The organism is Micromonospora sp. NPDC006431, from assembly GCF_042870725.1.
Lineage (GTDB): Bacteria > Actinomycetota > Actinomycetes > Mycobacteriales > Micromonosporaceae > Micromonospora.
This window is the reverse complement of record NZ_JBIAHQ010000038.1, coordinates 1-25,717: the sequence shown is the minus strand read 5'-3', so window position 1 is coordinate 25,717 and position 25,717 is coordinate 1. Positions and strand designations below refer to the sequence as shown.

General features: G+C 70.5%; 22 protein-coding genes and 1 pseudogene. 7 read left to right on the top strand and 16 right to left on the bottom strand.

Going from position 1 to position 25,717, the window contains the following annotated elements:
- The first annotated feature begins 180 nt into the window (after positions 1-180).
- Positions 181-1,182, top strand: coding sequence for an ATP-dependent DNA ligase (locus tag ACFYM6_RS33735; RefSeq protein WP_387281523.1), 1,002 nt, complete (start codon positions 181-183; stop codon positions 1,180-1,182).
- 64 nt (positions 1,183-1,246) lie between these two features.
- Here ACFYM6_RS33735 and ACFYM6_RS33730 read toward each other — a convergent pair whose 3' ends face one another.
- Positions 1,247-1,759, bottom strand: a complete 513-nt coding sequence (locus ACFYM6_RS33730; RefSeq protein ID WP_387281522.1) for a hypothetical protein — start codon at positions 1,757-1,759, stop codon at positions 1,247-1,249.
- A 348-nt stretch (positions 1,760-2,107) separates the two neighbouring features.
- Here ACFYM6_RS33730 and ACFYM6_RS33725 point away from each other — a divergent pair.
- Positions 2,108-2,508: pseudogene (locus ACFYM6_RS33725) on the top strand (electron transfer flavoprotein subunit alpha/FixB family protein); the annotation flags it as partial.
- A 41-nt stretch (positions 2,509-2,549) separates the two neighbouring features.
- Here ACFYM6_RS33725 and ACFYM6_RS33720 read toward each other — a convergent pair.
- Positions 2,550-3,251 carry a GntR family transcriptional regulator gene (locus ACFYM6_RS33720; protein ID WP_387281521.1) on the bottom strand — a complete coding sequence of 234 codons (702 nt, stop codon included), beginning with the start codon at positions 3,249-3,251 and terminating at the stop codon, positions 2,550-2,552.
- Positions 3,252-3,378: 127 nt separating this feature from the next.
- On the opposite strand from ACFYM6_RS33720, the gene ACFYM6_RS33715 reads away from it, so the two are divergent.
- The 5 genes from ACFYM6_RS33715 to ACFYM6_RS33695 are packed head-to-tail and all read left to right on the top strand — an operon-like array spanning position 3,379 to position 8,831.
- Positions 3,379-4,236, top strand: coding sequence for an oxaloacetate decarboxylase (locus tag ACFYM6_RS33715; RefSeq protein ID WP_387281536.1), 858 nt, complete (start codon positions 3,379-3,381; stop codon positions 4,234-4,236).
- A 40-nt stretch (positions 4,237-4,276) separates the two neighbouring features.
- Positions 4,277-5,281: a Bug family tripartite tricarboxylate transporter substrate binding protein gene (locus tag ACFYM6_RS33710; protein ID WP_387281520.1), complete on the top strand. Its 1,005-nt coding sequence runs from the start codon at positions 4,277-4,279 to the stop codon at positions 5,279-5,281.
- Positions 5,278-5,850, top strand: a complete 573-nt coding sequence (locus tag ACFYM6_RS33705; protein WP_387281519.1) for a tripartite tricarboxylate transporter TctB family protein — start codon at positions 5,278-5,280, stop codon at positions 5,848-5,850. Before ACFYM6_RS33710 ends, ACFYM6_RS33705 begins: the two co-directional genes overlap by 4 nt.
- Positions 5,850-7,385 carry a tripartite tricarboxylate transporter permease gene (locus ACFYM6_RS33700; protein ID WP_387281518.1) on the top strand — a complete coding sequence of 512 codons (1,536 nt, stop codon included), beginning with the start codon at positions 5,850-5,852 and terminating at the stop codon, positions 7,383-7,385. Before ACFYM6_RS33705 ends, ACFYM6_RS33700 begins: the two co-directional genes overlap by 1 nt.
- A gap of 21 nt (positions 7,386-7,406) precedes the next feature.
- A complete protein-coding gene (locus tag ACFYM6_RS33695) occupies positions 7,407-8,831 on the top strand; it encodes a bifunctional 2-methylcitrate dehydratase/aconitate hydratase (RefSeq protein WP_387281517.1) in 1,425 nt (474 codons plus the stop codon).
- 260 nt (positions 8,832-9,091) lie between these two features.
- Here ACFYM6_RS33695 and ACFYM6_RS33690 read toward each other — a convergent pair whose 3' ends face one another.
- The 14 genes from ACFYM6_RS33690 to ACFYM6_RS33625 all read right to left on the bottom strand — a co-directional run.
- On the bottom strand, positions 9,092-9,742 hold the full coding sequence (locus ACFYM6_RS33690) for an SGNH/GDSL hydrolase family protein (RefSeq protein WP_387281516.1): 651 nt from the start codon (positions 9,740-9,742) through the stop codon (positions 9,092-9,094).
- A 582-nt stretch (positions 9,743-10,324) separates the two neighbouring features.
- Positions 10,325-10,888, bottom strand: a complete 564-nt coding sequence (locus ACFYM6_RS33685) for a helix-turn-helix domain-containing protein (protein ID WP_387281515.1) — start codon at positions 10,886-10,888, stop codon at positions 10,325-10,327.
- A gap of 577 nt (positions 10,889-11,465) precedes the next feature.
- Positions 11,466-12,500: a C40 family peptidase gene (locus ACFYM6_RS33680; RefSeq protein ID WP_387281514.1), complete on the bottom strand. Its 1,035-nt coding sequence runs from the start codon at positions 12,498-12,500 to the stop codon at positions 11,466-11,468.
- Between the two features lie 424 nt (positions 12,501-12,924).
- A complete protein-coding gene (locus tag ACFYM6_RS33675) occupies positions 12,925-13,914 on the bottom strand; it encodes a DUF932 domain-containing protein (RefSeq protein WP_387281513.1) in 990 nt (329 codons plus the stop codon).
- Between the two features lie 76 nt (positions 13,915-13,990).
- Complete coding sequence (locus ACFYM6_RS33670) at positions 13,991-15,208, bottom strand: helix-turn-helix domain-containing protein (RefSeq protein WP_387281512.1); 1,218 nt, start codon at positions 15,206-15,208, stop codon at positions 13,991-13,993.
- Between the two features lie 169 nt (positions 15,209-15,377).
- Complete coding sequence (locus ACFYM6_RS33665) at positions 15,378-16,109, bottom strand: hypothetical protein (protein WP_387281511.1); 732 nt, start codon at positions 16,107-16,109, stop codon at positions 15,378-15,380.
- An 82-nt stretch (positions 16,110-16,191) separates the two neighbouring features.
- A complete protein-coding gene (locus ACFYM6_RS33660; RefSeq protein WP_387281510.1) occupies positions 16,192-16,893 on the bottom strand; it encodes a hypothetical protein in 702 nt (233 codons plus the stop codon).
- Positions 16,894-17,193: 300 nt separating this feature from the next.
- Positions 17,194-18,045 (bottom strand): replication-relaxation family protein, encoded by an 852-nt coding sequence (locus tag ACFYM6_RS33655; RefSeq protein WP_387281509.1) that lies wholly within the window; start codon positions 18,043-18,045, stop codon positions 17,194-17,196.
- 204 nt (positions 18,046-18,249) lie between these two features.
- Complete coding sequence (locus ACFYM6_RS33650) at positions 18,250-20,709, bottom strand: helicase HerA domain-containing protein (RefSeq protein ID WP_387281508.1); 2,460 nt, start codon at positions 20,707-20,709, stop codon at positions 18,250-18,252.
- On the bottom strand, positions 20,709-22,412 hold the full coding sequence (locus tag ACFYM6_RS33645; protein ID WP_387281535.1) for a VirB4 family type IV secretion system protein: 1,704 nt from the start codon (positions 22,410-22,412) through the stop codon (positions 20,709-20,711). Before ACFYM6_RS33645 ends, ACFYM6_RS33650 begins: the two co-directional genes overlap by 1 nt.
- Positions 22,413-22,456: 44 nt before the next feature.
- Positions 22,457-23,347: a PrgI family protein gene (locus ACFYM6_RS33640; RefSeq protein WP_387281507.1), complete on the bottom strand. Its 891-nt coding sequence runs from the start codon at positions 23,345-23,347 to the stop codon at positions 22,457-22,459.
- Entirely contained in the window at positions 23,344-24,261 is a 918-nt protein-coding gene (locus ACFYM6_RS33635) for a conjugal transfer protein TrbL family protein (RefSeq protein WP_387281506.1), read from the bottom strand. The genes ACFYM6_RS33640 and ACFYM6_RS33635 overlap by 4 nt, the downstream gene beginning before the upstream one ends.
- Positions 24,262-24,271: 10 nt before the next feature.
- Positions 24,272-24,586, bottom strand: a complete 315-nt coding sequence (locus ACFYM6_RS33630) for a pilin (RefSeq protein WP_387281505.1) — start codon at positions 24,584-24,586, stop codon at positions 24,272-24,274.
- A gap of 583 nt (positions 24,587-25,169) precedes the next feature.
- Positions 25,170-25,717: helix-turn-helix transcriptional regulator (locus tag ACFYM6_RS33625; RefSeq protein WP_387281504.1), on the bottom strand; the 548-nt coding region annotated here is incomplete at its 5' end.

Sequence of the window (25,717 nt, the reverse complement as noted above, 5' to 3'; positions counted from 1 at the left end):
GTGCTGTGACCACTGCGGCATTCGTTGTCCCGGATCTCCGCCCGAGGCGAGCCGGCTCCCTTCCACGATGATGTGGGGGGCGGAGATGAGCGGGGCTCGTGGGCGGGGCTGGAGGTGAGTTCCGGCCGGGCGCGGGTGGGTGCGGCGGCGGAACCGGTGCTGCGTCGGCCGGTTGCGCCGATGCTCGCTGCACCGGTTGATGCGGTGCCGGAGGGCCGGGATCTGGTGCACGAGCCGAAGTGGGATGGGTGGCGAGCGATTGCCTTCCGCGAGGCGGGCGGGGTGTATTTGCAGTCGCGGGCCGGGCGGAACCTGACGACCTACTTCCCGGACATCACCCGCGCGATCCGGGCGGTCATCCCGCCCGGCGTGGTGCTCGACGGTGAGCTGATCGTCTGGGAGCGTGGCCGGACCAACTTCGCGCAGCTGCAGCGGCGCGTCACCGCCGGCCGCGCTGTGTTGCGCGTGGCGCGGGAGTGCCCTGCTCATTACGTGCTGTTCGATCTGCTCGCCGACGTCGGCGGTCGCGTGATCCTGAACCTGCCGCTGGCGCAGCGTCGGGCCCGGCTGGAGCGGCTGCTCGCCGGCGTCCCGGCGCAGCTCACCGTGACCCCGCAGACGGCCGACATGCGGGAGGTGTCGGACTGGCTGCTGAACTGGACCGTCGCCGTGGGGATCGAGGGCGTGGTCAGCAAGCGCCTGGCCGGCCGGTACGAGCCCGGCCGCCGCGGCTGGTCGAAGTTCCGTACCCGCATCGTCACCGAGGCCATCGTCGGCGGGGTTACTGGCAGCATCAGCCGCCCGGAGACCCTGCTGCTCGGCCGATTCGACCGGCGGGAACGGCTGCGGTACACCGGCCGCTCCCACCCACTGACCACCGATCAGCGGGCGGCGCTGGCCGAACAGCTCTCACCGCCACGCATGCCGCGCCGTGGCGCGGTCGCACACCCGTGGCCGAATCCACTGCCGGCGTCCTGGTCCGGCCAGTTGGACCGGCCAGAGCCGCTGCCGTACGGGCAGGTGGAGCCCAGCGTGGTAGCGGAGATCGACGCCGACGTGGCGTTCGAACACGGACGCTGGCGCCACCGCGTGCGCTACGCGCGGCACCGGCCGGACCTGTCGGTCTATGACGTGCCGCTGCTGCTCGGCGAGGAGCAGGGCTACTACGGCGACCCGGGGTGAGCAACCGCGGGCCTGCCGATGAGCAGCAGGTGCATCTGGATCCGCTGCAGTCACGCCCTGATCATCAGGTGTTGTGTGGACGACCGAAGGTCACGCGATGGCCGTTGTGGGGTTCGAGAACCTCGTCGCGTGCGCTGAGCTGGGTCTTTATGTGGCTCGTTTGTACTCGTAGATGAGTCCGCCGAGGATGGTCGGCGTTCGATCGGCCGGTGGGCAAGGTTGACGATGGGGCGGTCGGAGCGTGGAGGCTGCAACTGCAGTGCCGCTCACCGACGATGAGCATGCGGTCGCTGACCTCGCTGCGGACGGTGCGGACAAACCGTTCGGCGTAGGCGTTCGCGCGACGGCTGCGCGGCGGGTTCTTGCAGACGGTGATGTCGGCGTCGGCCAGTACGGCGTCGAAGGTGGCGGTGAATTGGCTGGCCCGGTCCCGGATCAGCACCTCGACCTGGTCGGCCCGGTCGGCCAGGTCAATGAGCAGGTTCCGGGCCTGCTGGACGGTCCACGGCCCGTCGGGGTTGGCGGTGACGCCGAGGATGTGCACGTACCGGTTGCCGACTTCCATCACGAAGAACACGTACAGGCGTTGAGGGTGAGCGCGTAGTCCACATGGAGGAAGTCGCAGGCGAGGATGTTCGACGCCTGGGTGCGGAGGAAGCTTCGCCAGGTGGTGGGGTCTCGGCGCGGCGGTGCTGGCGGTATGCCCAGACGTTGGAGGATCCGGCGGATCGTGGAGGCGCCGATACGATGCCCGAGGCCACGAGGCCAGCGGCCCCGCTTTCAAGACCCTGCTGACCCTGCTCACCGGTCGACCCATGACCGCTTCCTCAACTCGGAACAAATGAGCAGAGGATGGCGCGGCCAGCGTCGTTATGCCGACATCGCGGAGCAGATCACCTTACGCCGCGACGACTCCAGCAGCGACGTGCGGCGGGTCGCGGAGCAGAAGGGTGTCCGTCCCGAGCTCACCGAGGCGACGGTGGTTGTCTCCGGCGATCGTGGTGTTGGTAACGCGGACAGTACGCTGATGGAGGAGTTGGCTGATCTGCTTGGCGGTGCGGTCGGGGCGTCCCGCGCGGCGGTCGATTCTGGTTTCTACCCGCATCAGTTCCAGGTGGGTCAGACCGGTAAGAGCGTCTCCCCGCAGATGTACGTCGCGTTGGGTATCTCCGGCGCGATCCAGCATCGGGCCGGCATGCAAACCTCGAAGCCCATCGTCGCGGTGAACAAGGACGCTGAGCACCCATCTTCGAACTGGCCGACTACGGCGTGGTCGGCGACCTGTTCAAAGTCGTCCCCCAGGCCACCGACGAGATCCGCAAGCGCAATGCCGGATCTGGATCCGGACCGGTGGACCGGGTCTCTCCCTACCGACTAGCTGACGGTTCGTCTGGTACGTCGACCGTCGGTACGGTATGACCGGCCGCATGCACGGCGGATGTTGCGCTCTGGTCAACATGCAGCCGCATCGCCTGCTCGGCCCGGTCGGGGTCGCCACTGGCCAGCGCCTCGTAGATCGCCTGGTGCTCGGCCACCGCTTGGTCTGGCCGGCCTGGTTCCCGTGTGGACAGTGATCGGTAGCGGTCGACGTGGCCCCGGATCTGGTGCAGTAGTTGCTCGCACCAGCGGTTCTCCGCGATTTCGGCGATCCGGGCGTGGAACTCCCGGCCGATGCGCAGCACCTCGGTCTCGTCGCCGCGTAGCCGGTGCATCAGGTTGATCAGTCGGGTCAGCGTGTCGAGGTCCGGCTGGGTCATCCGGGTGCAGGCGTCCCGGGCCAGTAGTCCCTCGAGGCGGGCCCGGATGTCGTAGACCCGGCGGATGTCGGCCGGGTCGAGCGGGGCCACCCGGGACCCGCCGGTGGGCAACTGGTCGACCAGACCTTCGGCGATCAGCAGCCGGAGCGCCTCGCGCACCGGGGTCCGGCTGACGCCCAGCGTGCGGGCAAGCTCCGGCTCGGTGAGCCGGCCGCCCGGTTCGAACTCACCTGAAATGATCTTGGCGCGCATCAACTCGTACACCGCCTGCGCGCCGGACTGCCGCCGCAGATTCGCCTGCCCTCTGGTCACCGTCTCATCCTGCCATGACTCGTTGCCCGTTGCACTATTGCATACAAGTACCCACGGCGTTACGGTCTCGTTCTCAGCCGGAGAAGTTCCTGGTCCGGCCCGCAAGCGAGGGAGAGCGCCGTTGTCCATGAGTCCCGCCCAGCAGTTGCGTGCCCGGTTGGCCGGCCCAGGGATCGTCGTCGCGCCCGGCGTCTACGACGGGCTGTCAGCGCGGATCGCCGCCCTCGCCGGCTTCGAGGCGGTGTACGTCAGCGGCGGCGCGGTGGCCCGCAGCAGCGGCGTGCCGGACCTCGGACTGCTGACCATGACCGAAGTGCTGGGCCGGCTGCGCGAGGTGGTCGACGCGGTCGACGTGCCGGTCATCGCGGACGCCGACACCGGGTACGGCAACGCGCTCAACGTGCGCCGCACCGTACGGGAGTTCGCCCGGCTGGGCGCGGCGGCGCTGCACCTGGAGGACCAGGTCACCCCGAAACGCTGTGGACACTACGAGGACAAGCAACTCATCTCCGTCGACGAGATGACCGGCAAGGTCCGGGCCGCGGCCGACGCCCGCGGCGACGACGGCCCACTGCTCATCGTCCGCACCGACGCGATCGCGGCGGAGGGCTTCGACGCCGCGGTCGCCCGCGCCCACGCCTATGTCGGGGCCGGCGCCGAGATGCTGTTCATCGAGGCGCCCACCTCGGTGGCACAGATCGAGCGGGTGGCCGACGAACTGCCCGTACCCCTGCTGATCAACATGTTCGCCGGCGGGAAGACACCCCTGATGAACGCGCAGGACCTGGCGCGGCTCGGCTTCAAGCTGATGATCGCGCCGTCCGACCTGCAACGCGCGGCCATCCGAGCGATGCAGGACACCGCCCGGGAGCTGCGCGAGAGCGGCTCCACCGACCGGCTGGCCGACCGGATGGCAACCTTCACCGAGCGTGACGACCTCATCGGCCTGCCCCGCTACCGCGAACTCGAATCTCGCTACGCCTAACGACCCCTGCCACTCCTTCATCCCCCAAAGGAGAAGCACCATGCGCATCACCAGAACCGGCACCATCGCGGCCGTGTTGGCCGCGCTCGTCGCGACCGTCTCCGCATGCGGCGGCGGGTCCGCCAAGAGCGGCGGCGATCAGGGCGCGAAGCAACTCGCCCGGCTCAACATCATCGCCCCGGCCGCGCCCGGCAGCGGCTGGGACCAGACCGCCCGGGCCGTACAGGACTCGCTGCAGAAGGCCGACCTGGCCCGCCAGGTCGAGGTGACCAACGTCCCCGGCGCCTCCGGAACCGTGGCGCTCGCCCAGGTGGCGCCGCAGAAGGGCAAGAAGGACCTGCTCATCATGTCCGGGCTGGCCATGATGAGCGGCGTCCTCACGAACGGCACGGATGTGACCCTGGACGACCTCACGCCGGTGGCCCGGCTGATCGGGGAGTACGAGACGATCGTGGTGCCGGCGAACTCGCCGTATCAGAAGCTCGATGACCTTCTCGCCGCGATCAAGGCGGACCCGAAGAAGGTCCCGATCGCCGGCGGCTCGGCCGGCAGCGCCGACCAGATCTTCATCGGCCTGCTCGCCAAGGCGGCCGGGATCGACCCGGCCAAGGTGAACTACGTGCCGTTCTCAGGCGGCGGCGAGGCCACCACCGCGCTGCTGGGCAACAAGGTCGCCGCGGGCGTCGCGGGCACCGGCGAGTTCCAGGAGCAGGTGAAGGCCGGCAAGCTGCGGGCGCTGGTGGTCTCCGCCGCGAAGCCGGTGGAGAGCATGCCGGGCGTGCCGACCATCGCCGACGCCGGCCACCCGGACATCGAGTTCTACAACTGGCGCTCGATCATGGCGCCGTCCCGCCTGACGGATGAGCAGAAGAAGGCGTACGTCGACGCCGTCACTGCCATGCACTCCTCAGCGGGGTGGCAGGCCACGCTGAAGGAACGGGCCTGGGAGGACACCTTCCTGGCCGGTGACGAGTTCGGCACCTGGCTTGGCCAGGAGCAGACCCGGGTCAGCGGCGTCCTGACCGAACTCGGACTGGTGAAGTGACCTCCCTCAGCGACCAGCCCGACACCCCCCGCCCGGTCGATGGTCCGCCCCCGGTCGGCGGTACCCCGCCGACCGGGGCGGCCCGGGGCCGGATCGCGTGGGGTGAACTCGCGTTCGGCGTACTCCTGTCGGCGGTCGCGGTGACCGTGCTGGTCGACGCGGCCGGACTGCCCGCCTCGACGTCGGCCTCCGGCGTCGGCCCGGCGTTCTTCCCAACCATCGTCGGGGTCGCCCTGCTCACCGTCGCCGCCGCCCTGATCGTCGCGGTGCTCCGGGGCCACCGGGGCACCCCCGACGAGGGCGAGGGTGACGTAGACCCGTCCCACACCCAGGTCCGTCCGGCGCTGCTCGTGGTCGGCGCGGTCCTCGCCCACGGGCTGCTGCTCGACCTGGCCGGCTACCTCGTCGCGGCGTTCGTCGCGTTCTGGGGCATCGCGTACGCGCTGGGCGCGCGCCACCCGGTCCGTACCCCGGTGATCTCACTCGCCGTGGCGGCGGTCGTCTACCTCGGCTTCACCTACGGCCTCGGCATCGACCTGCCTGCGGGCCCGCTGGAAGGGATCGGCTGATGGACGGAATCAGCGAGCTGCTCGCGGGCTTCGCGGTCGCCCTCACCCTGGCCAACCTCGGCTACGCGCTGGTCGGCACGATCGTCGGCACGATGATCGGGGTGCTGCCCGGCATCGGGCCGGCACTCACCATCGCCCTGCTGCTGCCGCTGACATACGGCCTTGAACCGTCCGGCGCGTTCATCATGTTCGCCGGCATCTACTACGGCGCGATGTACGGCGGCTCCACCACGTCCATCCTGCTCAAGACCCCCGGCGAGTCCGGCTCGATCATCACCGCGATCGACGGCAACAAGATGGCCCGGGCCGGCCGGGGAGCCGCCGCCCTCGCCACCGCCGCGATCGGCTCGTTCCTCGCCGGCACCATCGCCACCGGCCTGCTGGCCGTGGCCGCACCGAGGATCGTCGATCTGGCCGTACGCCTCGGCGCCCCCGACTACCTGGCGCTGATGGTGCTGGCCTTCATGTGCGTGGGTTCCCTGCTCGGCGGGTCGATGCTGCGCGGCTTCGCCAGCCTCGGCCTCGGCCTGGCCATCGGCCTGGTCGGCATCGACTTCCAGAGCGGGCAGGCGCGGCTCGACTTCGGGCTCGTCCGGCTCCTCGACGGCATCGACACCGTGCTGCTCATCGTCGGGCTGTTCGCCATCGGTGAGGTGCTCTACGTCGCCGCGCACCAGCAGGCCAGCACCTTCGGCATCGCCTCGGTCGCCGGCCAGCGGTGGATGACCCGGGAGGACTGGCGCCGGTCGTGGAAGCCGTGGCTGCGCGGCACGGCGATCGGCTTCCCGCTCGGCACCATTCCGGCCGGCGGCTCGGAGGTCCCCACGTTCCTGTCGTACTCACTGGAGCGCCGGCTGTCCAGGCGGCCGGAGGAGTTCGGCAACGGCGCGATCGAGGGCGTCGCCGGGCCGGAGGCGGCGAACAACGCCAACGCCGCGGGCGCGCTGGTCCCGCTGCTCACCCTGGGCATCCCCACCTCCGCAACCGCCGCGGTGATCCTGGTGGCCTTCCAGCAGTACGGCATCCAGCCCGGCCCGCAGCTCCTGGACACCGAGCCGGCGTTGGTCTGGGGACTGATCGCCAGCCTGTTCATCGGCAACGCGATCCTGCTCGTGCTCAACCTGCCGCTGGTCGGGCTGTGGGTAAAGATGTTGCACATCCCCAAGCCCTACCTGTACGCCGGCATCGGCCTGTGCGCCCTGGTCGGCGCGTACGCGGTCAACGGCTCGTCGTTCGACGTCTACCTGCTGCTGGTGGTCGGCGTCCTGGGTTACTTCATGCGTCGCTTCGGCTTCCCGATCGCCCCGCTCATCGTGGGCGCCATCCTGGGCCCGCTCGCCGAGTTGCAACTGCGCCGGGCGCTGGACATCGCTGGCGGCGACCTGACCACCCTGGTCAGCACCCCGTTCACCGTGACGGTCTACAGCCTCCTGCTGCTCGTGCTGTGCATCCCGGCACTGCTGCGGCTGCGGACCCGGCGGGCCCAGCAGGCCGCCGGCGTCCCGACCCCCGACCGCGAATCCTCCACCGTCTAGCACGATCCGATAGGAGAGCTGATGTCCGCCGCCTACGACGACGTTCTGGTACAGATAGCCGAGTATGCCGCCCACCCGGAGCGGATCGAATCCGAGCTAGCCCTGCGAACCGCCCACCTGTCCTTCCTCGACGCCACCGCCTGCGCCTTCCTCGGGCTGGCCGACGCCGAGTGCCGGCGGACCGCAGAGCCGCTGTTCCCGACCGCCGCGCCGCACCCCAGCCGGGTGCTGGCGACCGGCTACGCCACCGACCCGGTGCAGGCCGCGTTCAGCACCGGCACGCTGATCCGCTGGCTGGACTTCAACGACACCTGGCTGGCTCTGGAGTGGGGCCACCCGTCGGACAACCTGGCCGCCATCCTGCCGCTGGCCGACCACCTCGCCCAGCGGGCACGGGCCACCGGCAGCACCCCGCCGACCGTACGCGACGTGCTGGTCGCCATGATCCAGGCGCACGAGATCCAGGGTGTGCTGGCCCTCGGCACCGCGCTCAACCGGCACGGGCTGGACCACGTCGCGTACGTCCGGATCGCCTCGACCGCGGTGGCCACACGGCTGCTCGGCGGTTCCGAGGAGGACATCCGGCGGGCGCTCGGGCACGCCTGGGTCGACGGCGGTGCGCTGCGCGCGTACCGGCACACGCCGAACGTAACCTGGCGTAAGTCCTGGGCGGCCGGTGACGCGGCCAGCCGGGCGGTCCGGCTGGCCTACCTCGCGCTGCGCGGCGCGGAGAGCCCGCGTACCCCGCTGACCGCCAAGGGCTGGGGCTTCCAGGACTCGCTGCTCGGCGGGCACCAGGTCACCCTGCCGCAGCCGCTGGGCAGCTACGTGATGGAGAACGTGCTGCTCAAGCCGTGGTTCCCGGCCGAGTACCACGGCCAGACAGCGGTGGAAGCCGCCTTCCGGCTCGCGCCGACGGTAGGCGACCGGGTCACCGCGATCGACCGGATCGAGATCCGAACGCATGAGGCGGCGGTCCGGATCATCGACAAGACCGGACCGTTGGCCAACCCGGCCGACCGGGATCACTGCCTGCAGTACATGGTGGCCATCGCCCTGCTGCACGGCCGACTCGACGAGGAGCACTACACCGACGAGGCGGCGGCCGACCCCCGGGTGGACGCGCTACGGGAGCGGATGATCGTCACCGAGGACCCGGAGTACAGCCGCGCCTACCTCGACCCCGCCGAGCGGGCGGTGGCCAACGCGCTGCGGATCACCTTCTCCGACGGCACCGACACCGGCTGGCAGGAAATCCGCATCCCGATCGGCCACCCGCGACGCCGGCCCGAGGCCGAGCCGCTGGTGCGAGACAAGCTGCGTCGCGGGCTCCGCGCGGCGCTGGACGCCGAGCGCGCGGAACTGGTGGCTGAGCGCCTCGCCGACTGGGGCGGCCTGCTCGACACGCCAGCCGACGACCTGCTCGAACTACTCGTCGTGCGCTGACGGTGTGCCCACGCGCCGCGGTCGCCGTCTCCGCCGCGCACGGCCGGTCCGGACCGTGGCGCGGCCGTCACCGTCACGGGCCTCAGCGAGAAGCCGTGACCGGTGGTGCGGCCGCCCGGCCGCACCACCGGTCGTGGCGGTCCGCGCTGGTTCGCTGAAGGGATATGTCTGACCATCGGTCTGAGTAGTGTGCGGCCCGGCGGCGCCAGCCTGACGGCCATGACGTCCGGCTCGGTCCAGATCCACTACTGACGAAATACCTATGTGATTGCGGGGCCGGGCGTCCGTCCGGCCCCGCAACCACTGCGAGGGGCGATGACTGAACCACTGGGCAGCGTCGAGGCCCTGCTACCGCCAGAGCTCGAGTGCAGGTGGTCGCCCGAGTCGTACGCCGGGAGGAGCCGCAGCGGCTGACCGGGGTCGCGGGTCGCGGCGTCGAAGTCGACGAACTCGTCCGTGCCACGGATCCACTCGTTGACCGCGGCCCGGACGGCCTCCCGCTCGGGCGTCCACTTGTGCCAGCCCTGAAACGGAAGGATCCTGCCGCCGACGACCCGCAGCCCGCGGTCGTGGGCCCTCAGCGCGATCTGCCGGTACGCGGCGATCAGCTGCCCCGGGTCGTACTCCGAGGGGTCCTGCTGGATGTCGTTGATGCCTTCGAGCACCACGACGGTGCGCACCCCGGTCCGGGCCAGCACGTCGCGCTCCAGACGAGCCAGCGCGTTCACGCCCTGTCCCGGGTTGCCGGCGTCGAGCAGCAGCCGGTTTCCGCCGATGCCGGCGTTGAGCACCCCGAACCGTTCCTCGAGCGGGCCGGCCAGCATCCGGGCGGCGAGCCGGTCGGGCCAACGGCGGTCGGCGTCGGGGGTGGAGCCGGTGCCGTCGGTGATGGAGTCGCCGAAGCAGACCACCCCCCGTCCACCTCGGTCCAGACGTCCACGCCGGCCAGGATCCAGAAGGAGGTTCTACGCCGGGAGAAGGCGGCGCCGCTGGCGACGTCGGTGAGTGCGCCATCCGCCAGCCAGCCGGTCGAATGGGCGCTCTCGTGGTAGGTCAGCGGGCCGGTCGGACCGGGCAGGTGGCTGCTGACGATCAGATCGCCGCCGGTGGGCACGGCGAACCGGACCGGGTCGGAGACAATCTCGGCGCCGGGTGGTATCCGGACGTTGGGCGAGCCGCAGAAGGTGACCGGCTTCAGCGTCGTCGGATCGACGTCGCCGGGCCGGGCACCGGGACGGGCGAGCGTGGTGGTGCGGATCGCCAGCGGGGCGCTGCCGTAGCCGTTGCTCAGGCGCAGTCGCATCGTGTCGCCACCGATCGAGACGCGGACGCGTTGGCGCAGCGTGACGTCGGTGTACCCGACCGGCCAGTAGAGCTGGGGCAATTGCGGCTGAGCCAGGGGCGTCCTGCCGCCGTGGGCTTGTGACAGTGAGGTCGCCGTGGCAGCGGCATGGGCTCCGATGCGGGTCCATGCCGCGCTGGCGTCGAACCGTTCACCTGCGCTCGATCGCCTCCGAACGGCAGGGGACGCAGCGGCCAGCGGGCTGACCAATATGGCCAGGACGCTGGCACCGGCCGCCGGCGTTTGGCGTGGCCGCGCGCCGCCAGTCGGCCCCGGCTGGCGCCGGAGCCCGCCGGCTCGTCGGCAGAAGCCGCCGCCACCCCGCAGCGCTCACGGGCGCGTCACCCTTCAATTGGTCTTCAGTACTTCGGGTGACACTCTGGCTGTCACCCTCGGCAGGCGAATGTGTCACCCCCGACGCTTGTTCTGTCACCCCCGCTTCGGTTGTGGCCCGTCGATCCGGGTGCACCAGTCGATAGACGCGGGTGGTGATGCCGGTGACCTTCGACACGACGAGACGACCCAGTTGTACAAGCTTGGCCAGGCATCGTTGCACTGTGCGCTCGGAGCAGCCGACGTACTCGGCGAGGGTGGCCACGGATGGCCAGGCGTTGCCCTCATGGTTGGCGTGGGCGGCGATGGCGATGGCCACCGCTCGCTCGTTCTTCCCAAGATCTTTCGTGGTGAGCAGGACAGCCTTGACGGCTTGACTCATGGCTTGCGGATCTCCGTCCGTCAGGGTCCGCGGCGCGCGTCGTGGCGCCCCGGGCCGATCTCTGGGTTGACACCGCCGGCACTTCCGGTGCGGCGGTGCGATACGTAGGCGAACGTCCGTTGCGGCGGCGCTTCTCACCGCGGCCCGGGAATCTGTCGAGGATCGGCGTGAGAGCCTGCTCCTGGCAGCCGCGGCGGCGGGCATACCGGCTACCTGAGGATGGCGGTGAAGGCGGGTCTTGCGATCGCCCACGGCAGGGGCCTACGGCGGAGCTTGTGGGCCCAGCCCAGGACTAGCCATCGCAACCCGCCTCTTCGTCAGCGAGCCCTGTCGGGCCGTTTGGTGATGTTGTGGACCGTCGCCGATGGATCAGCCACCGGCGGACCTGATTCCCGCTCAATCCGTTGCCGGGGTCAAGCCACGTCGGCCGGGATCGCCGGCGGACGTCATCGGCGCCGCAAATCAGCTGCTGAGCCAGACGACGCACGGGTTCGGGCAGCTGGGCGCACTGCTGGACCCGGCCGCCGACCTGGTGCTGGCGTCACCGCACCGCACTCCACCGCAGGTCGGCGCTCAATCAGCCCTCATCTGACGGGGCGACGATGCGACGAAGTGTGGCGATCTGATTGATCCAGCTGCTCAGCCGAGTGATCCTCACGGCGTCGCCGGTCTTCGGGGCTTGGATGACAAGTCCCTCGCCGAGGTACATGCCGACGTGACGTGGGTAGGCCATGGTGCCTTGGCTACCGGGAATGAGGATGAGGTCGCCCGGGAGCAGGAGCGCCGGGTCGGTTACGGGCTTTCCGGCGTTGGCCTGGTCGGTGGTGACTCGGGGGATCGAGATGCCGGCCGCTCGGTACGCCGACTGCATGAGGGACGAGCAGTCGCACTGTTTGTCGGGGTCGCCGGAGTGGGGGTCGGTGCATGATCCGCCGAAGTGGTACGGGGTGCCGAGTTGGTTTACGGCCCAGAAGATGGCGGTCGTGACGGCGGGCGGGGTGTTGGAGGGGAGCGTGAACCCGTCCGGGAGGGCGGCGAGCGCGTCGGTGGCGCAGTCCGCGAGGGTGCTGGTCAGCTGCTCCACCAGGTGCAGAGCGTCGTCGGTCCACTTGGCGTACGCGTCGGGGAAGGCCGAGGCCTGGACCGCCTGGGCGGCCTGGGTGAGGGGCGTCGACTCCCAGCCGGGAATGGTGAGGAGCTTGTCGAAGAATTTGCCTGCCTGGTAGGCGGGCTCGGACAGTTGCGCGACGCTGCCCCAGCCCTGGCTTGGGCGCTGCTGGAACACCCCGATGGAGTCGTGGTCGTTGCTGTCGCCGAGGTGGGGCAGGTTGCGCAGGCCTGATTCCTGCATGGCGGTGGCGACGGCGATGACCCAGCCCCAGCGGGGTGTGCCTTTGGCGACGCCGACGTCGATGATGGTGGCGGCGATCTCCAGCTGTTCGGTGTCCCACCTACCGGTGCCGGGTGGCTGCCCGGAGGGGCGCACGGCGGGAGCGGCGACGATGCCGCACCGGCCGGAGCCGCCGCCCATGACGGCCGACAGCAGCAGCATGGGCACGCCGAAGCACGCGACGATGACGACGGCGATGACGCCGATGATGACCTTGGTCATGTGGTGATTGACTCCCGTTCAAACAGAAAGGGCCGGTGTCCGCGCGGGTGCGCGCGGTGCATAGCTCTCCTCGGGTCGTGAAACACAAAAGGGCGTGGGCCGCCGCGCGGGCGGCCCACCTTGAGCGGTCGGGTCAGTTGATGGAGGTTGGGAGTGCGTGGGCGGCTTGGCGTAGGAGGTGCTCGATGATCACGCTGGCGTCGTAGAAGTCGTGCTGGCTGTCGATTTCTGCGGCGGCGGCAGGCCGCCCGCACACCGACTGCCGTCGGTGGCGGGGGTGGCGGATGTGGCAGCTCAACGGCTGCCTGCCCGACCCGATCCCCACCTGGTCGTGCTCGGCTGTGCCATGGGGCGTGTCCCTTCCTTTGCGGGCCGGGGCAGCGGCAGGGTGACCGCCGCCCCGGCCGGTGAGCGAGGGATGCGGTCAGACCTTCAGCAGGTCGAAGGCGGCCACCTTCAGGTCGCCGACGTTGCCGGTGAGCACCCGGTTGGCGCGGGCGGTTTCGTTCTTGGCGGGCTGGTAGTGGTCGAGGTACTCGGTGATGGCCTGGAATCCGGCCCACCGGCTGCCGGCGATGGCCTTCTGGGTGTCGGCCTCCCGGATCAGGTACTTGAGCGTGCCGAGCCGCTGCTTGGCGTTGTTCTTGGTCTTCTCGGACGCGTTGTCCTTGACCGGCCACACCTGCGCCACCACGTTCTCGAACTCGCGCATGGTGAGCTCCGCGTGCAGCATCCGCTCGGCGGCCTTCTCGAAGGTCTCCATGTACTTCCACATCAGGCCCAGCGCTTCTCGGGCCTGGCTGATCTGGGAGTTGACGTTGGAGGTGTGCCGGAACGTGTAGTGCCCGACCGCGTGCGCGAAGGCGGCGCGTTGCGTATTCGCGCACACTATCCGGATTGGGCTGGCGTCCACCCGTAGCGCGGCGGTGCCGTCGTGGGAGGTGGTGCCGATCAGGTAGAGGTCCAGGCGGTCTACCCCGGCGATCTCCATCGCGTCGGGCAGTTTCATGGTCACGAACACGCTTTTGCCGCGGCGGAGGCTGCCGGCGGTTTCGAAGTGGGCGCCGCCGACCTGATCGACGAGGCGGTCCAACATCTCGGCGCATTGCTCGTTCTGGACCACGGTGTAGTCGGTGCCGACGATGCCCAGGTACTCCGTCTGGCCGGTGACCGGGTTGCGGCGTACGGTCATCCGCTTGTCGTCGGCGGGGATCTGCATCTCGATCCCGTCGACGATGTCGATGCCGACCGTGCGGATGGTGCGTACGCCCCAGTCGCCGAGGCGGGCGGCGGCCATGATCTCTTCGGCCCGCATGGTGTCCTGGGTGACGGTGCCGAGTTGGTGCCAGGCCGACAAGCGGGCGCTGGCGAAGGCGGTCGTTCCGTCAGTGAATGTCTCGAGTTCGTGCGGCACGGGGGTTTCCCTCTCGATGCGCTGCGGGGGCCAAGCGCGCGGCTCGGCCCCCGGATGGGATTTGGGATGGGTGGGATCAGGGCTGCTCGGTGGCGTTGTCGCCTTGCTCTGTGCTGCCTGCGTCGGCGTGTGTCGGGTAGGCGAAGGTCAGCGGCGCGTCGGAGACCATGACGATGCGACTCGCGGCGGCGGCCTTGGTGCAGTTGTTGCGCACTGCCCCTGAGCTGACCGTGCGGCCGAGCTGCCCGCCGATCTCGGTGGCGATGTCCTGCGGGGTCATCGCCTTGCCGGGGTTGGCGGCCAGGATGTCGAGGGTCAGCTTCTCCAGCTCGCCGCGGCCGAACGGTTGGCTGCCGTCGGCGTTGATGGTCACGTCGCTGCGGCGGCCCGCGCTCCTGGTGATGCCCGTCGTGCGGGTGGGCAGTGCGACGACGTGGGTCTCGCCGTCCGGCCCGACGACGTGCAGAGTGCCGTCAGGCCGGATGAGGGGTAGCACGGTCGCTGTGGCGCTCGGCGTGTTCGCCAGCCCGCGGATGACCTGGTAGCACAGCGGGCAGCGGGGCGGCTGCGGGTTCGGGTCGACCTCGCTGGCCTTGGTGGGACCGGCGACCCACCGCTGCGGTAGGCCGGGCCGCCGTCGGGCGGCGTCGGCCTGTTCCATTGCGGTCAGCAGGCGGGCGGCGGTGGGGTGTCCGATGCCGCTCTCGGCCACGATCACGTCGAGCGTTGCGCCGTCGTCGTGGTCGGCCAGGATGCCCTTGATGGCCATGACCTTGCGGTCACCGGGGCGGCTGGGCTGGACGGAGGGGGCGTTGTTCGTGCTGGTGCACTCGTCGTGACCGTCGCGGTCGGGCTCGTCGGCGGGTTTCTCGGCCGGGTCCGTGGTCTGCGGCGAGGTGTCGCCGGAAGAGTCTTCGGCAGCGGGGTCGTGGTCGGTCCTGCTGCCGTGGTCCGTCTCGGCCGTGCTGCCGTCGTTGGTGGAGTCGATGTCGTCACCGTCATCGGGGTTGAGGGCGGCGTCGGTGGGGCCGGTCTGGTCTTCGGGCTGGGGCTCGGTGCCGGCTGGTGGGGTAGCGGGCCTCCACCTGGTGGGGGTGCCGTCGGCGGGGTCCGCGCCGGTGTCGACCGCGACGATCAGGCCGGCGTCGGTGAGGGTCTTGATGGCCTTGTCGGTGGTGGAGCGGGCCTTGCCCGACCTTTCGGCCATCTCGTGGACGTTGCCCTGACCGAGTGCGGTCAGCGCGTCGAGGACCGCCTGCGTGGCAGGCGACAGGGATGGGGACTGGTTATCCATGAATGGGTTCCTCCTTCGGGAACTCGTTGGGCAGCTCGGCACGGTTGTGCCGGGGCTGTGGTGCGCCCGGGGCGTGGGCCGCCGCCAGCGCGGCAGGCGCGGGATGCGTCGTGGCGCGGGTGGCCGGTGGCTTCCGGTTTCGCGGATACGTGCCGGACAGGGGCCGTCCTTAGGCGGAGAGGCCGGCGGCTTCGGCCGGGGTCAGCTGGGCGGGAGTGCGGTTTGCCCAGGCGGCCGAGTGCCGCAGGTGCCACCACCGCAGCAGCGACCGGCATGCGGCCGGGAGGTCGTTGCAGGTCGGCAGGTGGTAGGTGATGGCGGGCTGGGTGTCGCGGTGCTCCGGGTTGGTACATGCGACGGGCGCCCACCCGTCGTCGGTCTGGCAGACCTCGCCGACGACGCGGCACGGGTAGGGCACGTCGAAAGCGTTGGCGGCCTCCGGGTCGGGGAGTACCAGCCAGGCGTCCGGCGCGTGCCGGCGCAGCGTGGCAACGCCGTAGGAGGGGTCGCCGGGCTGCAGCAGTACGTACCGCTCATCGCCGTCACCGCTGCGGTGGTGGTTGCGCCAGGCCCGGTAGGCATTGACGACCATTTCTGCGAGGGCGGCGTGGCGTTCGCTGGCGGCGAGCACGTCGGTCAGGGCTTGGGCGTGGCTGGGGGTGTGCAGGTCCGCGTGGGCGGCAAGCTGCCGCTGCGCGGCCTCGGTCTGTTCGGCCAGTCGGGCGAGGGCCTTGTCGAGGGTGGCGGTGGTGTCGTTGAACCCGAGGGTGATCTTGTGGAGCAGGCGGGCGAGATCGCCGAGGGGGTCGAGGGCGGCGGTGTCGTGGCGCCACAGATGTTCTCGGTGCACGTCGTTGGTTTCGGCGGCGATGCGCCGCAGCGCGGGATCGGACAGGAACACGAGGAGGCCTCCTTCTGGTGGGGGTGTGGGTATGGCGAAGGCCGGTCGCAGCGGGGCTGCGACCGGCCCTCGGGCGTGGGTGTCAGGCGATGGCGACCGCGCATACTCGCGCGTTGCCGCGCAGGCTGCGCAGGTAGGCGCACGCGGCGTTGAGGAACCGGAACCGGTCGGCCACCGAGGTGGTGGCGGGCATGAGGAGTTGCCCGTCGGTGGTGATCAGCGCGTCGCCGATGAGGGCGATGCGCCAGTAGAGACCGACGTAGGTGACTTCGCCGGCTTGGTAGAGGGACAGCTCGTAGGGGTCGAAGGTGTGGCCGTCGGCGTAGCCGAGCATGGCGAGCACCCGGGGTTGCTGCTCGAAGCGGCGACGCGCCTCGGTCAGGGGGACCTTCCGTGGGTCGGCGTGGTGTTGGGCGAGGAAGTCTTCCCAGGGGCGGGCTGGACGGGTGGTGTGGGCGATGTGGGCGTTCCACGCCCGCCACCGCAGGCTTGCTCTGGTGGCGGCGCGGGCTGCGGTGCCGGTGAGGTCGAGGCGACTCTTGCGGCCGCCGGCGGCCACGGTGATCGCGCCGAAGCGGCGGGCTGCCTCGAGCAGGAAGTAGCCGAACCAGCGGGTGAACCAGCCGAGCAGGCGACGGTGGCGTACGTGGTAGCGGCGGGCCGGGATGCCGTCGGCGTGGAGCAGGTCGTTGACCTTCTCGCTGGCGGCGAACCAGTCTGCGTCCTCGCCGGGGGCGAAGCAGACGGTGACGACGCGGACGGTCATCGGATGGTTGGCGGGCATGGGAGATGAGATCCCTTCACGAGGAAGCGGACGAGGGGGTGGTGTCACCGGGCGCGGCGTCTGGGCAGGGAAGCTGCCGGAGAGGGCGCGGGGCGGGGAGTCACGAGCCGACCGGACGGTGGGCGGTGGTCCCGCTGGCGCGGGCAGATCCGAGAGAGGGCAGACGGGCGGCGGTGCGAGCAGAAGAGAAACTGCCTAGCACCGTAGCTTCGTGACCTGACAGCGCCGGCCCTGTCAGGAATGGTGATCATGCCGGTGAGCTGCGTTGTCAGGATCGGGTGCGGTGCCGGTCAGGGTTTGTCAGATCGTGAAGATGCCGTCGATGAAGTTCGGGTTGTCCGCCACGGCCCGTCCGTGGTCGCTGGGCAGGTCGACCAGCCGGACCCGCTGGATGCCGCCGCTGGGCAGCCAGACCGCCTCGGCCGGCTCGGTCTGCTGGGTCGCGGTGGCTGCTGGCACGTCAGCCGCTGCGCTGGGGAGCAGGCGATGCAGGTGTTCTTCGCGTTCGGCGTTGGGTAGCCAGAACAGCACCGGGTAGCGGGGCCCGCCGCGGTGGGGGAGTGGGGCGTACCGGTCTAGCTTGGCCACCACCCGGCCCAGGGGCTCGGTGCCGGTGTCGGCCTCCAACCAGAACCCCGCGGTGGTGTCGCCGATGCTCCACAGACCGTGCCCGTCAGCGGTGATGGTCCGGAACTGCTTGGTGGTGGTCGCCTCGGACCACCAGCGGTCCAGTCGGGCGTCGTTGTGCTGGCGGGCGTGCGCGGTGAGCCGGACGAAGAATTCGTTGGCGGTGAGCAGGTGTGTCAGGTTGGGGTTGGCCGACAGCCGTTGCACGCTCTGGCGGCTCGCTCGGACGGTGGGTTCGGGCAGGTTGTGGGCGGCGGCTTGGAACCGGTGTCCGTTGTGGCCGAGGGTCCAGTGCCAGGGTTGGCTGCCGCCGCCGTCGCGGGCGAACCGGAACCGGTCCAGCAGGCCGAGGGCGGCCAGTTCACCGAGCCGGATCTGGCAGGTGCGGCGGGCGTGGAACAGCGTGCGGTGGATCTGGTCGGTGGTGAGGACTTGGTGGTCGTCGAGCAGTTGGAGCAGCCGACGGTCGCGGGTGGTGATGTGGGGGTAGATGGCCAGCAGGCCAGCAGAGTGTGATTGCGGCATAGGTGTTCACCCCGTGGAGAGAGAAATCCCGTAGGGAGTCTGGGCGGGTTGATCTTGCTTTCGGCGCTGTCATCAGGCGGGTTTGGGCAGGTCAGGCACCTGACAGGCCGGGCGGAGGGGACTCGTGTGGGGACTCGTGTCGCAGACACCCCCAAACGAGCCCCCCATGCCGCACCCAGCCGAGCCCCCGAACGAGCGAGCGGGTCAGCGGTCGCGGGAGTTGATACGCCGGCGCATCGCCGTGCGGGCGAGCTGCTGCAACGGCGGCTCGCCGTCGGTGCGGCTGTGGGCGGTGGCGCATTCCTGCCGGATCGCGGTCGCCTCACCGACGACCGGCGCCGGCGGATTGGTCACGAAGGTGAACGCGGGTAGCTCCCGGTTGCCGACGAGCAGCCGGGCGGCGGCGGTGTACACGTCGAGGTGAGCGAGGTCGTGCTCGTCCAGCTCGGGTTTGGTGTGCCGGGACAGCTCCCTGGCGTCGGCCGGGTCGACGGTGAAGAACAGCTTCGACCGCGCGTTGGCCGACACCGCTGCGGCGACATCCTTGGGCAGTTGCGCCAAGTCCTGGTGCGCCAGCACGAGCCCGAGCCGGAACCCACGCGCCTCGGCCAGCATGTCCCCGACACTGCCGGGCAGCGTCAGGAAGTTCTGACACTCATCCACATAGAGGCAGGCGTCTTTCCGCTGGTCCTCGGGGCTGGTGGCCCGGGCGATCGCGGCCTGCCACACCCGGGCAACGATCATCGAGCCGAGGATGCGACTGGTCTCCTCGCCGAGGATTCCCTTCGGCAGCCGGCACAGCAGCACCCCGCCGTCGAGCACCTTGCCCATGTCGAACGAGCTGTGCGCGTTACCGATCACGCTCTTGACGAAGTCACGCAAGAGGAAAGCGCGCAACCGCGCCAGCACCGGAGCGATCACCTGCCCCCGGAACTGCTCGTTGATGCCGTCGTACCAGACCCAGAACCCACCGAGCCCATCCGGGTCGTCCAGGCCGTGCGTAAACCGGGCCCGGAACTCCCGGTCCTGCAACAGCGACGGGACCAGGCTCAGGGTCGGCTTGGCGTGCCGCATCAGCGTCAGGCACGCCACCCGCATGGTGTCGTCCATCCGCGGTCCCCACTGACCTTGGAAGATCTTCGCGAAAATCCCCACCAGGTTGTCCACCGCCAGATGCGGATCGCCCTGATCGTCGAGGGGGTTGAAACAGCCCGGGTTCTCCTGGTCCGGGTCGATGATCACGACCTTGCGGGCGTACGACACCGGGAGCCGGTCGAGGATGTCGGTGATCAGGTCACCGCGCGGGTCGATGACCACCGTCCCGCGTCCGGCTTTGATGTCGCCGAGGATCATGTTCAGCAGCAGCGTGCTCTTGCCGACGCCGGTCTTGCCGACCACGTGCACGTGCTGGCGGGCGTCGGTGACGTTCAGGCCGACGCTGTGGTGGCCGATCTGCGACCGGCCCAGCACCTTCACGCCTCGCCCGCCGGAGGGCACCTGCACCGGCGCCGGCACCGCCTTGGCCCGAGCTCGGTCGAGGCCCGGCACGGCGAGGTCTTGCGGCAGCGCGGCGAGGGCCGCGAGTTCCGGCACGGTGGCCAGGAAGCCGCGCCGCAGCCTGCGCCCGGCGAGGGTGGCGACCGGCTGTGGCATCTTCATGCGCCGTAGCCGGTTCGGGCCGGTGTAGGCCGCGGCGGCCGAGGCGATGGTGTGCCGAAGCTCGACGAGCCGTCCGCGGATCTGCCTGGCCCGTCGCTTGTCCGGTGGTGTCTTGTCCGCGTCGGCGGCCACGGCGAACCGGACCGCGATCTCGAAGTGCGGCACCCGCACGGCCTTGTCCACGATCGTGCGGGCATCCGCGATCGCCACCGGATCCCGCTCGACCGCACGCCCCACTGCCGCCGCGGTGCGCGGCCGCGACGAGCCGGGCGTGAACACATCCAAAAGCCACAGCAGGGGCTCGATGGCCAGCCGCGCCGCGCCGGAAACGACGCGGGCGGCCACATCGGGCCGCCCGTGGGGATGGTTACTGGTGGCCGCTGCTGCCCGTCTGGCGGCTCGCACGCGGCAGGCGGGTGCCGGGCGGGCGAGGATCTGCACGCACGCGTGTTCGCGGTTCCGGACCTCGGCCCCGGCGGCGAGCAGCGCCCGCAGCGGGTCGCTGTCGTGCTCGCTGCGCAGCGGCAGCCCGTCGGGGTGCTGTGGCCAGTGCGCCCCGCCCACCTCCTCACCGACCTCAACCAGGATCGGCGCGCCGGCGTCGGTGGTCGTCATCGTCGCGGCGGGCCAGGCCGCGCGGACGGCGGCTTCGACCGCGCCGGGCGGCACGGTTCCGGGCACCCAGACCCGGATGGTCAGGGCGCGGCCGGTCCACGTGTACTCCCACCCGACGTGCGGGTAGCCGAACACGCGCTGTTGCCACAGCGACGGTGTCAGCACGCCGACGAGGGTGGTCCAGAACGCGGCGGCGGCCCCCTCGGTGACCTCTGGTGGGGTGGCGATGGTCAGCCATCGCGCGCCGGCCGCGAACCGCCTGTGCCGCCAGGCGAGCAGCTGATCATGGGCGAACACCGTGCCGACGATCGTGGCGGCGGCGATGACGCCGAGCCACGGCCGGGCGATGATCCAGTGCCAGACCTCTTGCGGCCAGGTCGAGGTGGTCATCACTGCGCCTCCCCGATGCCGGTCACGGCGATCTTGTGTTCGGCGGCCGACCCGAGGGCGCGGAACGGAATCCGGCTACGGCCGGCGACGAGGAGGCCCTCGCCGCGCGGCGCCGACAGCAGCAGCCGCGCCTGGCCGGCGGTCAGGCTGAACGCCTCGGACACGGCGTCGATGGACTGCGTGCTCTGGCGCATCAGCACCTGGGTCGCGGCGTTGGACACCACGGCGAGGCCGAGGTCGGTCGACAGCACGTCGGCGGCGTCCTGGGTGATCACGCACAGCCCGGCGGACCGCTTCCGGGCGGCCTTGGCCATCCGGAACAGGAACCGGCTGCCTTCGCCGTCGCGCATCAGCAGCCACGCTTCATCGACCACGACGAGCTGCCGCCGACGGCGGGCGCCCGTGGCAGGGCTGTCGATGCCCGACCAGATCGAATCCAGGGCCAGCAGCGTGCCCACGGTGCGCAGCTCGTCCGGCAGGTGCCGCAGCGACCACACGACCAGGTGCCCGCGCGGGGTGATGGTGGTCGGCCCGTCGAACAGGCTGGCGAAGTTCCCGACCGTCCAGGGGGCGAGCCGCGCGGCCAGCTGCCCGGCGGCTGGGTCGTCGTCCGCGGCGAGCACTTCGGCGAGGTCCCGCAGCAGCGGGGCGGGTTTGGTCCAGGTGGCCGGGTCGCCGTTGATCCCGGTCCGGTGGTAGGTGGCGGTGATGGCCCGATCGAGGGCGGCTCGTTCGGCCGGTGGTGGGGTCGCCCCGAGCATGACCGAGATGAGTGTGTGCAGGTACAGGCCGCGCCTGGTCAGGGTGTCGGGCCGGTTGTCGGCGGGCAGGTCGAGGGGGTTGATGCGAACGCCCGGTTGGCCGAGTTGCACGACGGTGCCGCCGACGTGCTCGGCGAGGGGCGCGTACTCGTCCTCGGGGTCGATGACCGACACCGTCGTGCCCTGGTACAGGTTGCGCAGCACTTCGAGCTTGACGAAGTAGCTCTTGCCCGCGCCGGAGCGGGCCAGGACAACCGAGTTGTGGTTGTCCTGCGCCCACCGGTTCCAGATCAGCACCCCGTTGCTGGTGGTGTTGACCCCGTACAGCACTCCCTCGGGCGGGGCGACGGTGCCCGGTGCGGGGGCGGCGAGATCTGCCGAGGCGAGGGGGAACGCCGCCGCGAGGGCGGTGGTGTCGAGGATGCGGCGGATCCGCAGCGGGTCCACGCCGACCGGCAGGGTGGAGATCCAACCCTGCTGGTGGCGGAACGTCGCCGGCTGCAAGTCGAGAAGCACGCTGGCGGCGGCTGACTTCACGCCGGCGGTGACGGTGGCGAGTTCGTCGAGGGTGCGGGCGTGGATGGTGACGTAGATGCCGACCTCGAACAGCTTCGCCGCCCCGCGGGCGACGCGCTCGGCGAGGTCGGCGGCGTCAGCCGCTGCCGCCTCGACCATCGGGTCACCCAAGCGGCCCTGGTCGGAGTCCAAGCGGCGCGAGGACTCGAGGCGGGCGCGCTGGCGCTTGAGCATCGGCGCGGCCAGCTGCGGCGCCACGGGGTCCAGGTGCACCGCCACGTCGACCCGTCCGGGGTAGGACAGCAGCGGATCCAACCAGGCGGGGCCAACCTCGGCCGGGTATCCGCACACCGCGTAGGTGGCGGCGTACCCGTCGCCGACCTGCACGTGCGATGGGGTGACCGACAACGCGGCCGGGGAGGGCATGCCGTCCCCGGCCGCGACGCTCTGTTTCTTGGGCGTCAACAGGTTCACGAGGTGCTCCGTAGGGTGATCGGGGTGCCGGGCACCGCACGAGGGCCAGGCACAGGTGGGGAGAACGGATCGACCGCGCCCGTGAGCGCCGAGGCGACTGCCGGCCCGTCGAGAGCGGCGGCTTCGACACCGAGGCCGGACAGGGCGCGTACGGCGGTGTCGGCGGCGTGCTCGCCAGTGACGACGGCGAGGACCTGGCGGCGCAACGGATCCCGCTCGCTGTCGAGGTCGAGCAGGAACTCGGCGTAGTCGTCGGCGGCGGCCCGTAACGCCGGATGCGGCAGGCGCGGCGCGTAATCGACGGTCGCTTGCGCGTAGACGGTCAGGTCGTGCCGCTGCGCGGCAACGACAATTTGCGCCGGCCCGGTCAAGCTGTTGAGGAACCGACCGAACCCGTCCAGCAACGCGCCCTGCTCGCTGCCGGTGCGCAGGTGGATGTTCGTGGTGCCGCAGGCGATCAGGACCTTGTCGCTGCCCTCACTGGTGAGGACTCCGGCCGGTGTGACCGCCGTGACCGGAGAGCGCAGCGGCGCCGGCACGCTCGGCTTGCCCACGACGGCCGCGACCGCGCTGGCCCGAGCCGCACCCGGCGCGAGCGTGCGCGGGCTACCGGCGAACGTGAACCCGTGCCGCAGCCACACATCCAAGGGCAGGCCGTCACGGCGGCCGAGCGCCACCACGACCGCGACGGCGAACACGACGACCCCGGCGACGATCCACGCCACAGCCGGCAGCAGATGTCCGAACGTGCGGTAGAGGCCGAACCCTGCGAGTCCTGTGCCGCCGATGATGGCCAGCTGCCGGAACGTCAGCCCGAACGCGATGCGGTCGGCCTCGTTGACGTTGGCCGGAACGACAGCGCGTGGGGGAGCGTCCTCGTGGGTCATCGCCCACCTCGCACGGCGGTACGCGCGACCCGGCCGAGCGGTAGGTGGCGGGTGACGACCTGGATGAGCACCGCGCGCAGCAGAACCCCACCGGCGTTCGGCGACCCCGCGCGGCTGGCGTACCGGCGTACCATTCCGGGGATTTTGATCGTGACCCAGAGGACGACGATGACGAGCAGCAGGTTGAGGGTGTCCGAGCCGGGCAGGCCGAGCAGGATCGGAAGGTTCGACTCCGGGTCGATCAGCAGGTTGATGCCCGCCGAGAACGCGACCGCCTGCAGCGTGGGCGTGGCAAGGCAACCCAGCAGGGTGCGCCACCACATCTGCGCGGCCCCCTGCGTCCATGGGGTGGCGTAGCATGCGAGGGCGACCGGCGCGACGCCGGCCAGGACGACCAGGACCCCGATCCGCACGAGCCAGGTGCCGACGAGCATGAACATCAGCACGACGATGAGCAGTCCGATGATGGCCATCAGGAGGGCGGCGCTCTGGTCGGTCATCGCCGAGGCGATCCGAGCCCGAACGAAGGTGACTGCCTCGGTGGTCGGCGCGGACGTGCCGGCCATCGACACCGTCAAGGCGTTGGCGACGTCGATGAGCAGACGGGTCAACGGGACCGCGAACGCGGACAGCACGAACCCGACGACAAGCCGGGGGATCAGGTCCTTGATGCCGTAGCGCATCTCGACCGAGTCGCCGATCATCGCAGCGATACCCACGGTGAGGATCGCGAGGATGAAGCAGGCGTTGACGACCAGCGCGCTCTTGCCGGCGATCGACGTCACCTGCGGCAGGACGGTGACGTCCGGCGAAACGAAGATTGACGAGGCCAGGAAGGCCAGCAGGCTGCCGAGAAGGTCGGTGACCTTCTCGGCGAGCCAGCTGACCAGGCCGTTCATCAGCCAGTCGACCATGACAGCCGCCTCAGCCGCCGAGGATGCCCTGCAACACCTGCAGGACCACCGGTGCCAGCACCGCGAGGGCGTAGCCGATCAGCGCGGACTTGACATTGCCCTTCGCCTGCTCGACCTGCGCCGGATCGCCGCCAGCGGCCATGTACCGCAGGCCGCCGATGACCAGGAACATCGTCGCGACCACCGCGATGATGCCCATGACCCAGCCGGTGATGCCGGCGATGACCTGCGCGATGGAGTGGGGGCCTCCGCCGTCGTCAGGGACGGGGGCGGCCAAGACTAGGTCGTTGAGGACAGAGATCGTGTGCATTTTGCGGCCCTCCACTAGGGATTGGTGGGCCGCCGCGGTGGGGACCGGGCGAAGGACCCTGTGGTCCGGTGGGGGCGCTCCTCCCTTGCATCGGGTGAAGGGTTGCGGTGTCAGTACGCCGCGCCAGCCGTGCCGGACCGTGAGCCTCGCCGGATGGGCGGTCCCCACCGGGCGGGCATGCCATGGATGACATGCACCGCCCAGATCTCGGCTGTCAGGTCGATCGAACTCGCCGCCCGCCTGTCACGACCTGACAAGACCTCACAGCGACTCACGGACGCAGATCGGAACTGCAAAGAGGCCGCCCCGGCCGGGCCTTCGCCCGAGACGGCCTCGCGCCGAGATCAGCAGGGCAACGGCGGACGGCACGCGTACAGAACCAGGCACGGATCGGAGTGCGACCCAGCAGCAGGTCGGCCCTCCCGCGACGATCGGCCATTCACGTTCGCCGGAGGTGATGGTCAGCGCGCGATGGGCAAACCCTGCCTGGCGGACGCCTGACCGCGGCTAACCGCTCAGCTTCCGGATCTACGGAAGTAGGTTGCCGGCAGTTGGTCGAGGCCGCTGGGCCTTGCCGTTGCATGGGGTTTGTTGGCGGTCAGCGGACGGCGTCGGTGAGTCGGGTGGTGAGGTCTCGGATGTGGGCGATGAGTTCGGGTGGTTCGTGGATCTGGAAGCGGAAGCCGAATGATGCGACGTAGATGGCGAGTTCGTCGAGGGAGTTGGATCCGGTGTGCAGGAGGCAGGTGTGCGGGTCGACGGCTTCGATGACACCGACGGTGGGCGCGATCCGTTCGGCGGCGGTCTCGGCCGGGGCGTGGAGGGTGATTCGGGCCTGGTAGCGGTAGGGGGCGGTGGAGATACCGTGGGTGAGGTAGCCGGCGAGGTTGACGTCGGGTGCCGGTCGGGGTGTGAAGCGAGGGCCGGTCGGGATGCGGGGACGGATCCGGTCGACCCGGTAGGTGCGCCAGTCGCGCCGGTCGGTGTCCCAGCCGACCAGGTACCAGCGCCGGCCGGTGTGGACCAGTCGGTGAGGTTCGGTGTCGCGTACCGAGTCGGTGCCGTCGTGGCTGCGGTAGTCGAAGCGGAGCCGCTCGTGCTCGCGGCAGGCGGCGGCGACGGCGGTCAGCACGTCCGGGTCCACGG

What these genes read in the sequence shown, in the direction of transcription:
- ACFYM6_RS33735 (WP_387281523.1), top strand. Translation starts at nt 181, where the DNA reads ATGCTCGCTGCACCGGTTGATGCGGTGCCGGAGGGCCGGGATCTGGTG.
- ACFYM6_RS33715 (WP_387281536.1), top strand. Translation starts at nt 3,379, where the DNA reads ATGAGTCCCGCCCAGCAGTTGCGTGCCCGGTTGGCCGGCCCAGGGATC.
- ACFYM6_RS33710 (WP_387281520.1), top strand. Translation starts at nt 4,277, where the DNA reads ATGCGCATCACCAGAACCGGCACCATCGCGGCCGTGTTGGCCGCGCTC.
- ACFYM6_RS33700 (WP_387281518.1), top strand. Translation starts at nt 5,850, where the DNA reads ATGGACGGAATCAGCGAGCTGCTCGCGGGCTTCGCGGTCGCCCTCACC.
- ACFYM6_RS33695 (WP_387281517.1), top strand. Translation starts at nt 7,407, where the DNA reads ATGTCCGCCGCCTACGACGACGTTCTGGTACAGATAGCCGAGTATGCC.
- ACFYM6_RS33685 (WP_387281515.1), bottom strand. Translation starts at nt 10,888, where the DNA reads ATGAGTCAAGCCGTCAAGGCTGTCCTGCTCACCACGAAAGATCTTGGG.
- ACFYM6_RS33680 (WP_387281514.1), bottom strand. Translation starts at nt 12,500, where the DNA reads ATGACCAAGGTCATCATCGGCGTCATCGCCGTCGTCATCGTCGCGTGC.
- ACFYM6_RS33670 (WP_387281512.1), bottom strand. Translation starts at nt 15,208, where the DNA reads ATGGATAACCAGTCCCCATCCCTGTCGCCTGCCACGCAGGCGGTCCTC.
- ACFYM6_RS33660 (WP_387281510.1), bottom strand. Translation starts at nt 16,893, where the DNA reads ATGCCCGCCAACCATCCGATGACCGTCCGCGTCGTCACCGTCTGCTTC.
- ACFYM6_RS33655 (WP_387281509.1), bottom strand. Translation starts at nt 18,045, where the DNA reads ATGCCGCAATCACACTCTGCTGGCCTGCTGGCCATCTACCCCCACATC.
- ACFYM6_RS33650 (WP_387281508.1), bottom strand. Translation starts at nt 20,709, where the DNA reads ATGACCACCTCGACCTGGCCGCAAGAGGTCTGGCACTGGATCATCGCC.
- ACFYM6_RS33645 (WP_387281535.1), bottom strand. Translation starts at nt 22,412, where the DNA reads ATGCCCTCCCCGGCCGCGTTGTCGGTCACCCCATCGCACGTGCAGGTC.
- ACFYM6_RS33640 (WP_387281507.1), bottom strand. Translation starts at nt 23,347, where the DNA reads ATGACCCACGAGGACGCTCCCCCACGCGCTGTCGTTCCGGCCAACGTC.
- ACFYM6_RS33635 (WP_387281506.1), bottom strand. Translation starts at nt 24,261, where the DNA reads ATGGTCGACTGGCTGATGAACGGCCTGGTCAGCTGGCTCGCCGAGAAG.